Origin of the sequence: Pinisolibacter aquiterrae, assembly GCF_019160155.1 — a bacterium.
Taxonomy (GTDB): domain Bacteria; phylum Pseudomonadota; class Alphaproteobacteria; order Rhizobiales; family Ancalomicrobiaceae; genus Pinisolibacter; species Pinisolibacter aquiterrae.
In genome coordinates this window covers 64,134-73,092 of record NZ_JAFNIH010000039.1, presented here as the reverse complement: position 1 = coordinate 73,092, position 8,959 = coordinate 64,134, and the positions used below count along the sequence as shown (strand labels likewise).

Below are 8,959 nucleotides of genomic sequence, written 5' to 3'. Positions count from 1 at the left end.
AAACCATCGCCGCCATCGGCGATGATCACGCCGTCGCGCTGCCCAACATGGCGCCCTGATCCCGCCCGCCCATATCGGCGAGCCGCGCTGGCCACTGGTCAGCTACACCACGCCCGGGGACACGACCTGTCGTGGGTGTCGACGACCTGAGCGAGCCGCCAACGGAAGAAATCTCGAACTTCGCCCGGAACCGAGGGATCGGTGCCGGCTCCCCAATTCGAAACCTGTCGATAGATCGATCGCGTGCCGAACCTGTCCCACACCGTCCATGTGTTGGTTGGGGCGTCGTAGCGGATGCGCTCGAAGCTCTCGTATCGCGCTTCGAAATTGCCGCGGTTCACATCGATGGTCCCGGTCGTGCACGACGGGGACGTGGAACCCTCGTTACAGGCCGTCAGCTCGACGCCGTCGAGACGGTAGACGTCACTGCTCGACAGGACCGCGGATTGGTCGAATTGCGGTGCGGCGCCGCGATATCCGGTGCGGCGGATCTCGGAGATGCCTCCGAGCGTCCATCCGACGCCGATGAAGCCGGAGTCGAACTCGCCGCCTCGCCATCCGGCGTTGGAATCGTAGAGCAAGCTCAGTTTCGGGGCGATGCCATGAAAGGCGGGCACATCGAACTTCACCGTGCGCGTATAGCTGCCCGAGAACGGCGTGCGATCGAGCTCCGGTTCGGGTTTGGGATCGGCGGCGTCGACGGATGCCGGGGTGACGTCGGTCGATGCGGCGAGTGCCGTGGGAGCAACCGCATCGGCCGATGTGGCGGTGGCCTCCTTTCTGTTTGCAGTCTTCGGCGTCGTCGCATCTGCGGAATCCGGGCGCGTGGAGTCCCTCGCGGAATCGGTATCGGACGTGGTCGGTATCGCTGCGGCTGCCGCAGGTGGGGCTGTCGGCTTCGCATCCATCACAGCCGATTGAGCCCAAGCGTTGCTCGTCGAATTCGATACGAGTGCGACCGAGATCACGCCGACCAAGAGCCGATGGCCGAGGGAGGTACGACGCTCGTTCGATGCCAGAATTCCGTCCGCACCCATGTTCGCCCCCGAAACAGAAGCACCGGCCCTTTCGCTCGGTGAGGACAATCTGAGGTAGTTTTGTGACGGTTGCAATGCGGATGAGGGCCATCACAGATTTTGGCTCGGGGTGGGGCATTCGCCGCGACTGATCTCCCCCGGTCACAAGCGATTCCCCGGCAAGGATGAAGCTGCGTCACAAGTTCTGGATCCGGTTCGAGCCCTTGGCACGTCGAGCCGCAGGATGTCGCACACGACCGGACGGGAATTCGCTGCATCGATCAGAGCCGCGTCCATTTCGGCGAGTGGCGGTGCGACGCGACCGTTCCGGCCGAACCGTTCGGTGTCTCTCCGGTCTCCTTCCGCGCGAAGAGAGCAATCCATCTCGCGTGACGCCAGAGCCGGACGTCCGTTACGATCGCCGCGGACCGACGATCGTGGGGGCCGAGGAGATCCGGAATGTGGAAGAAGCTCTCGCTCGCCCTCGTCGCCGGGGTGGTGGTCCTCGCGGCGGTGGCCTATACGGCGTTTCAGGTCAGTCCGTGGCCGGCGGTCTGGCTGATCCGCCATTCCTTCGATGCCGGGGCGGCGGAGGCCTCGGCGTCCGTCGCCGGGCTCGTGCCGAGCGACGTGGTCGCGCGGCGTGGCCTCTCCTACGCGTCGGGCGATCCCGACACCGTCCTCGACGTCTACGGGCCAACCGATGCGAAAGGACCGCTGCCGGCCGTGGTGTGGGTGCACGGCGGCGGCTTCGTCTCCGGTTCGCGCAAGGATCTCGACGGTTACCTCCGGATCCTCGCCGCGCGCGGCTTCGTCACCGTCGCCGTCGACTACACCACGGCGCCGGAGGCGCAGTTCCCGACGCCGCTCCGTCAGACGAGCGCAGCGCTCGCCCATGTTCGCGCCGAGGCTACTCGCTACGGCATCGACCCCGACCGGATCTTTCTCGCCGGCGATTCCGCCGGTGCGCAGATCGCGGCACAGACGGCGCTGGCGATCTCCGATCCTGCCTACGTGCGGCAACTGGGCTTCGATCCCGGCTTTCCCCGGGCCGCCCTACGCGGCGTCGTACTCTATTGCGGTCCCTACGATGCGACGAGCCTGAACTTCGAGGGGCCGTTCGGCACCTTCATGCGGACGGTGATCTGGGCCTACGCCGGCACGCCGGATCCGCGTGACCCGCGCGTCGCCGCCTTGGCGGTGACGCCGCATCTCACGGCCGGCTTTCCGCCGGCCTTCGTCTCGGTCGGCAACGCCGATCCGTTGGCGCCGCAGTCGTACGCCTTCGCCGCGACCCTGCGCGCGCGGGGCGTCGAAGTCGAAACTCTGTTCTTCCCCGACGATAGGCGCCCGCCGCTCGACCACGAATATCAACTGCTCGTCGCGACCGAGGCCGGCGGCCTCGCGCTCGACCGGTCGGTCGCCTTTCTCGAGGCCCACGCCCGCGTCGCGTTCGGCGGGAACCCGCCACGCTGAAGGGCGTGGATCGGCGCGCTCGTCGCATTCGGCGGTCGCCGAGGGCGATCACCGTCGCCGGATTCGCACCGCTCGTGGCACCGGTTCGACGAGGGGAGGGGCCACCTCGGTCATTTCCGCGTAGCTCGCGATCGGAAGCGGCCGGCCGATCAGGAAGCCTTGGATCTCGCCGCAGTGCTCCTCGCGCAGGAAGGCGCGTTGGTCCTCGGTCTCGACGCCCTCGGCGATCACCGGAACGTCGAGACCGCGACACAGGCCGATCACCGCGCGGATGATCGCGGTGGCCTGCTCGTTGCTGCCGATGCTGGAGACGAAACTGCGATCGATCTTGATCTTGTCGAAGGGGAAGGACTGTAGATAGGACAACGACGAGTAGCCGGTGCCGAAGTCGTCCATCGCGATCTTGATGCCCATCGCCTTGATCCGGCGCAACAGGCCGACCACCCGCGAGAAGTCGCCGATCAGCACGCCCTCGGTGATCTCGAGCTCCAGCCGCCCCGGCGGCAACCCGGTCTCGAACAATATCTGCTGGATCAGGGTCGGCAGATCGCCGTGGCGGAACTGCACCGGCGACAGATTGACGGCGACGGTGAGCGGCCGATCCCAGGCCGCGGCGACGCGGCAGGCCTCTCGCAAAACCCATTCCGAGATCTCGACGATGAGGTTGCTCTCCTCGGCGAGCGGAATGAAGACGCCGGGCGAGACCGAGCCGCGGGTCGGGTGGTTCCAGCGCAGCAGCGCCTCGAAACCGAAGACCTCGCCGTCGATCCGCGCCTGCGGTTGGAAGTGCAGCGACAGTTCGCCGCGCCGCAACGCCGTCACCAAGTCGTTCTGCAGGCTGCGGCGATCGCGCAGGCGGCGATCCATCTCCGGTTCGAAGAAGCGGACGGTGTCCCGCCCCTCGGCCTTGGAGCGATAGAGCGCCGCGTCGGCATTGGCCAGGAGGGTCTGGTGATCGCGGCCGTCGGTCGGGTAGACGGCGATGCCGATGCTCATGCCCGAGCGCAGGCGATGGCCGTCGAGGACGAACTCCTCGGCCATCGCGAACTTCAGACGCGCGCCGAGTATCTCGGACGCCGCCGGCTGTGCCGCGTCGGGGCACAGCAACATGAATTCGTCGCCGCCGAGGCGGGCGACGACGGAGCCCTCGGCCGTCGCCTCGAGGCGCCGCGCGACTTCGCGCAGCAACAGATCGCCGACCGGATGGCCATAGAGATCGTTGACGGTCTTGAAGCGGTCGAGATCGACGCTGAGGACGGAGAAGGCGGAACGCGTCTTCTCGGCTTCCGCGAGATGCTCGCCGAGGCGCTGCATGAAGGCGGCGCGATTGGGCAGGCCGGTCAGGGCGTCGTGATGGGCGAGGAAGGCGATCTTCTCCTCGGCGCGTTGCTTCTCGGTGACGTCCTCGGCGACGCCCAGGAGGTATTGCGGTTGTCCGCTCTCGTCGAAGATGGCCATCCGATTGACCGACAACATCCGCCGTCCGCCATGAGCCGTTTCGATGATCTCGTGACTGGTGATCTGCTGGCGGTCACCGTTCAGGAGTTCCACCTCTTGCGCGAGCGAGATCGCGGCTTCGTCCTCGGCGAACAGATCGTCCGCCGTCTTGCCGACGACCTGATCCCTCGGTCGGCCGAAGAGCAGTTCGCCGGCGCGATTCAACAGAATATAGCGGTGTTCCCTCGGCTCCTTGACGAAGAGCGTCACCGGAATGTTCTCGACGATCGTATCGAGAAACTCCTGCGTCTTCTGGAGATCTTCGACTGCCTTCTTGCGCTCGGTCACGTCGATGACCGCGACCAGAACGGCACGCCGACCATCGTGTGTCAGGGGCTGGGCGAAGATGTCGACGTCGATGAGGCTCCCGTCGGCCTTGCGGTGGCGCCAGAGGCGGGTCATGCGCCCGTCGTGGAGTGTCGCGGCGACGGCCTCGAGCGTCGCCTCGATGTCCTCCTTCGGCCGAATGTCGAGGATCGTCAGCGCCAGGAACGCCGCGCGGTCGTAGCCGTAATGCGCGACCGCCCGGTCGTTCACCGAGACGATCCGCAGGGTCTCGGCGTCGTAGACGAACATCGGGACGGGATTGTTCTCGTAGAGAAGGCGGAAGGAGGCCTCGCGCCGTTTGAGCTCGGTGATGTCGACGCGGATGCCGACGCTGCCGCCGTCGCTGGTGCGACATTCTTCGATCCGCAGCCAGCGACCGTCGTGGAGACGTTGCTCCTCGACATTCGAGGGTCTGGCGTGGCGCTCGAGACGTTCGCGGAGCCATTCCTCCTCGCGCCCGACGGCTTCCTCGTAACCGTGGGTCTCGACGACGTGGCGGAGGGCATCGGCGTAGCAGACGCCGACGGCGAGATGATCGCCGAGTTCCGGGTAGAGCTCGGCGTATCGCTTGTTCCAGAGGACGAAGCGATCCTCTTCGTCGAAGAGGACCAGGCCCTCCGGCACGACGTCGAAGGCGTCGCGCAGCTGAGCGTGCAGCCGGTCCACCTCCTCGACCATCTGGGAGATCGCTCGATCCGTCCGCCGACGGTCCGCCTCCGCCTCGTCGTAGGTGGCGCGAACCAGGTCGCCGAGCACCGCGAGATCGATTGCGCCGTCGGAGCGACGCGCTTTGGCGAGTTGTCTGGTGAAGAGCTCACGCATGGCTCGATACCGCCCGTTCGGAAAAGGTGACGATGGTCATCGTCTCATTGTGGAGAGCCGCGCGGCGGGTCTCCGGGTAGGGCGAGATCTCGCCCAGAGAATAGAACCCGATGCGCGGCATCGGGTCGTTCAGGCGCTCGGCGACCGCGACGACCTCGTCCTCGATCGTCGAGCCCATCAGGATGCGTCGCCCTATACAGCTCACCAGGATCGCGGCGGCGGCGTTCGGCGCGGCGGGATCGACGACGTCCTCGACCTGCCGAGCCGCGTCGGCGGCCGCTTCGGTGAGCCGCCCGAAGGTGCCGCGCATCAGCTGAACGACTGCCCCGACCGGGATGTCGCCGCCGAAATACATGCTGCCGTCGGCGTGATCGACGCCGAGGACGGCTCGCACCACGGTCTCGTCGGGTGCTTCCGGGTGATGGATCTGGAGCGGGAAGCGCAGCCCCGTGGTCGGCAGGCCGGCGAATTCTTCCTCGCCCAGATAACGCCGGTAGAGGTCTAGCATCGGGATGCCGTCGACGTCGTAGACCCGGTTGCCGGAGGATCGCGTCACTCTGCGGCGAGGCCCGAAGACCTGCCAACCGGCGCTGATTCCGAAGCCCATGTGGAAGTCCGCGCCGTAGAAACCGAGGGCGGCGACGACGTTGGATCGCGGCGGCGCCCCGGCCGCGACGAGGGTCTTCTCAAATGCGGTCCCGTCACAGGCCATCCCGCCGGTGATCGGGATCTCGTCGCCCAGGGTCGCGATCAGGCCGGCGACCAGTTCGTTGCCGTTGACGCTCAGACCATCGGCGAGCACGAAGACGCCGGCGAGATCGTCGGCCCCGGCCAGCGCGCGGCCGAGGGCCTCACCGCAGGCGCGCGACCCGGCAGGATCGGCGACGATTTCCGACGCCAGACGAACGGCGGTCCGCTCGAAGACGAAGCCCATGGCGACCACGGCGTCGTCGACGACGCCGTCTCCGACGATCTGTCCGCCGGCTGAGCAGCCGCAGACGACCGCGTCGGGAAAGGCGCGCCGTAGGGTCTCGTAGGTCTCGCCACTCGTCAGCTGCGCGCGGGAACCGAAATAGAGAACCAAGCCGACGGATTCTGGTTCATGGGGAACTCCGACCGGCCACTCGGGCCGGCCATCATGAGACGACAGAACCTGTGCGAACATGCGTTGCGACCTCGCCGGAGGATCTTCTCTAGGAGATATTTCTCTGCAATGTTGGTACTCCTCAATCGTTGAAGACGAATTAAAGTATTATTCGGATTTATTGTCATTGATCCCATTAGGGAACTTACGACTGTCAGATCTTGCGGGCCCGATTCGCTCGACCTCTGGGCCATCTCCCGCCACCACCCCGCCCAACAGGGCAACCCCAACCGCAAGAGCGAACTCGGAACTGGATAAAACTGGGGGCAAGGTCAATATCAGTCGGATTCCTGGAGATAAATATATATTGCAAGTTCATTTACTTTATGATTTGAGTTTAAATAATATTAATATCCAAGAATTTCCAATATCATGTGGAAATTATGGAAATATTATATTGATATTTACTACGAACAATATTTGCAAACTCAGTTGCGATTCGACGTAAAATTCCAGAATCGAGAGACGTATACCCGGCTGAAAGAGAGCGGAACGTCGCGGTGATTTCTTCGGCGGCGGCCATGGCCCGCCGAAATTCTTCTCGATCTCGCTCCCGTTGAAGGCGCGAGAAACAAGTCTCGTCGTCAATGGACGTCGCCGCGAACTCGTTCCTCACGGCCTCCGCTCGCCGTTCGGTGATCCACACCTCGACGGCCGTCGCCAGCTCCATGCAACGCCTTCGATCGAGCTCCGTTCGTACGTCGCACGAAAACGCCTCCAGTGCGCCGATCAGATCGAATGGCGTCTCTATCCGACCAGAAGAGGCCGTGCCGTCCGGATCGCACCTTTCGCTTCCGTCCCGCATGACGGCACCTCATTGAGCCGTGAAGAGAAAAGTGGCGATCACGATCGTCGCCGTCGCCACCATGATCGTACCGGTGCGCTGCAGAGCTCCCATCCGGTGGAGCATTACCGCGAAGCCGATGAGCAGGGGAGCGGTCACGAGAAGTCCGAGTTTCGCGTCGGTCACGGCATTTCTCCAAGAGCACTTCCTTTCAGCAATCCTGACCGCACATCGTTTCGCGGTCTTTGTCTTCGCGCAAAGAGCGCTCATGTCGACCCGGCTTAAGTCGGTCTTCGGCCGGCGCGCCCCCGGGCGACGGGATCCCCTCATGACGATCGAATGGTGGAGATGAGCCTCATGATCGACACGACCGAAATCCGGAGACCGACGGTGATGTGCGCGACGCCGTCTCCGTCGACCGGGCTCGTCGATCGATGATCGACGGCGTGAACGACGGTGGCGTCTCTCTCGCCCGAGGAGGCCGTGAATCGGACGAAGATTCGGTGCTTTTATGGATTTTGGTGTGGAGCGAACTCGTCGCCTTCGGGGTGCTCTTCACCGCTCTCCTGATCTTCGCGCTCCTCCACCCCAGAGAGGCCGCGTTCGCTCGCCTCCACCTGTCTTCCGGTCTGGCCGCCTGCAACACGCTCGTCTTGTTGACGAGCGGTTGGCAGGCCGCTGCGGCTCTGCGCCCCAATGCCGGCATCGCAAGGGCTCGTCTGCACCTCGTCTTCGCGGCATGCGGAGGGATGGTCTTCGTCGCCGTCAAAATCTGGGAATACGTCGGGGAAGCGGCGGCCGCGAGTGATCCCTCGGCCGGCGATTTTTTCGAGATCTACTTCCTGATGACCGGCTTTCATCTCATACATGTCGCCTTCGGCTCGATCCTCCTGCTGATCGTCGCGGCAAAGCCGTCGCGCTCGAACATCACCCTCGTCACGACGCTCTGGCATGTCGTCGATCTGATCTGGATCGTCATGTTTCCGCTTCTCTATCTCGGGTGACGCAATGCGACCGATCGACCGAAACGACACGATCGACAGCGCCTATGTCCGTCTCGTCGCCCTCGCGGTCGTGGCGATCGCCGCGACCGTCTTCTCGAAGGACGGCCCGGCGATCGTCATCGTCGCCCTCGCTGGAGCCGCCAAGGCACGGTTCGTCGTCTACGACTTTCTCGAACGTCGGCATCGCCGTGACGTCCTCACCTCCGCTCTCCTCCTGTGGCCGGTCTTCTTTCTCCTCTGCGGGGCCGTCGTGGCGTTCGTCGCAGCCCATCGCTGAACCGATCGCCGAGTTGTTTGGCGAAGCGCAAAGAAGCCTCGTCCCCGACCTGTAGACAGGAAGCTCCCCGCGCCCGGTCGGCCGACCGCCTCTCGGACGCGGGTCTTCGCCCGGTCGGAGGAGGCTCCCGCCGGCCCAGAAAAGGATGAGGGGATGGCAGAGCGGCTGACCAAGACCGGCGCCCGCAACGTGTTCTACGGCGGGTCGATATTCTTCTTCGTGATCTTCGTGGGCCTCACCGCCCACAGCCACTGGTACATGCGCAACGTCTCGACGGACGAAAAGACGCTCTCCGAAAGCGTCGTTCGTGGCAAGCACGTGTGGGAGAGGAACTCCTGCATCAATTGCCACACGCTGCTCGGCGAGGGCGCCTATTTCGCCCCCGAACTCGGCAACGTCTGGAAGCGTTGGGGCGGTGACAAGGATCCCTCCGGCGCCCGTGAGACCCTGAAGGCCTGGATGGCGGCGCAGCCCTCCGGCATCGAGGGGCGCCGCCAAATGCCCCAGTTCAATCTGACCGATCAGGAGGTGAATGATCTCGCCTCCTTCCTCGAATGGACGAGCCGGATCAAGACGCAGAACTGGCCCCCGAACGACGCCGGCTGAGATCGG

At 64.7% G+C, this 8,959-nt stretch carries 9 protein-coding genes; 4 read left to right on the top strand and 5 right to left on the bottom strand.

Annotated features, from left to right (window positions below):
* Positions 1-98 precede the first annotated feature (98 nt).
* Positions 99-1,037: a SpvB/TcaC N-terminal domain-containing protein gene (locus tag J3S89_RS15275; RefSeq protein ID WP_217928568.1), complete on the bottom strand. Its 939-nt coding sequence runs from the start codon at positions 1,035-1,037 to the stop codon at positions 99-101.
* Between the two features lie 438 nt (positions 1,038-1,475).
* On the opposite strand from J3S89_RS15275, the gene J3S89_RS15270 reads away from it, so the two are divergent.
* Positions 1,476-2,492 carry an alpha/beta hydrolase gene (locus J3S89_RS15270; RefSeq protein WP_217928566.1) on the top strand — a complete coding sequence of 339 codons (1,017 nt, stop codon included), beginning with the start codon at positions 1,476-1,478 and terminating at the stop codon, positions 2,490-2,492.
* Between the two features lie 48 nt (positions 2,493-2,540).
* Here the strand turns inward: J3S89_RS15270 and J3S89_RS15265 are convergent, their stop codons facing one another.
* From J3S89_RS15265 to J3S89_RS15250, 4 genes are all read right to left on the bottom strand, one after another.
* The gene (locus J3S89_RS15265) at positions 2,541-5,138 is read right to left on the bottom strand and encodes a sensor domain-containing protein (protein ID WP_217928565.1); all 2,598 of its coding nucleotides are present in this window, start codon (positions 5,136-5,138) and stop codon (positions 2,541-2,543) included.
* Positions 5,131-6,222, bottom strand: a complete 1,092-nt coding sequence (locus tag J3S89_RS15260) for an FIST signal transduction protein (RefSeq protein ID WP_217928563.1) — start codon at positions 6,220-6,222, stop codon at positions 5,131-5,133. Before J3S89_RS15260 ends, J3S89_RS15265 begins: the two co-directional genes overlap by 8 nt.
* A 430-nt stretch (positions 6,223-6,652) precedes the next feature.
* Positions 6,653-6,952 (bottom strand): hypothetical protein, encoded by a 300-nt coding sequence (locus tag J3S89_RS15255; RefSeq protein ID WP_217928560.1) that lies wholly within the window; start codon positions 6,950-6,952, stop codon positions 6,653-6,655.
* Between the two features lie 144 nt (positions 6,953-7,096).
* On the bottom strand, positions 7,097-7,252 hold the full coding sequence (locus tag J3S89_RS15250; RefSeq protein WP_217928559.1) for a hypothetical protein: 156 nt from the start codon (positions 7,250-7,252) through the stop codon (positions 7,097-7,099).
* A gap of 248 nt (positions 7,253-7,500) precedes the next feature.
* On the opposite strand from J3S89_RS15250, the gene J3S89_RS15245 reads away from it, so the two are divergent.
* The 3 genes from J3S89_RS15245 (at position 7,501) to J3S89_RS15235 (ending at position 8,953) form a co-directional block, all read left to right on the top strand.
* On the top strand, positions 7,501-8,070 hold the full coding sequence (locus J3S89_RS15245) for a cytochrome c oxidase subunit 3 (protein WP_217928557.1): 570 nt from the start codon (positions 7,501-7,503) through the stop codon (positions 8,068-8,070).
* A gap of 4 nt (positions 8,071-8,074) precedes the next feature.
* A complete protein-coding gene (locus tag J3S89_RS15240; RefSeq protein ID WP_217928555.1) occupies positions 8,075-8,347 on the top strand; it encodes a hypothetical protein in 273 nt (90 codons plus the stop codon).
* A 153-nt stretch (positions 8,348-8,500) separates the two neighbouring features.
* Positions 8,501-8,953 (top strand): c-type cytochrome, encoded by a 453-nt coding sequence (locus J3S89_RS15235; RefSeq protein ID WP_217928554.1) that lies wholly within the window; start codon positions 8,501-8,503, stop codon positions 8,951-8,953.
* The last annotated feature ends 6 nt before the right edge of the window (positions 8,954-8,959 follow it).

Bases quoted from the DNA above. Each gene is read 5' to 3' on its own strand.
- J3S89_RS15275 (WP_217928568.1), bottom strand. From the start codon at position 1,037: ATGGGTGCGGACGGAATTCTGGCATCGAACGAGCGTCGTACCTCCCTC.
- J3S89_RS15270 (WP_217928566.1), top strand. From the start codon at position 1,476: ATGTGGAAGAAGCTCTCGCTCGCCCTCGTCGCCGGGGTGGTGGTCCTC.
- J3S89_RS15265 (WP_217928565.1), bottom strand. From the start codon at position 5,138: ATGCGTGAGCTCTTCACCAGACAACTCGCCAAAGCGCGTCGCTCCGAC.
- J3S89_RS15255 (WP_217928560.1), bottom strand. From the start codon at position 6,952: ATGGAGCTGGCGACGGCCGTCGAGGTGTGGATCACCGAACGGCGAGCG.
- J3S89_RS15245 (WP_217928557.1), top strand. From the start codon at position 7,501: ATGATCGACGGCGTGAACGACGGTGGCGTCTCTCTCGCCCGAGGAGGC.
- J3S89_RS15240 (WP_217928555.1), top strand. From the start codon at position 8,075: ATGCGACCGATCGACCGAAACGACACGATCGACAGCGCCTATGTCCGT.
- J3S89_RS15235 (WP_217928554.1), top strand. From the start codon at position 8,501: ATGGCAGAGCGGCTGACCAAGACCGGCGCCCGCAACGTGTTCTACGGC.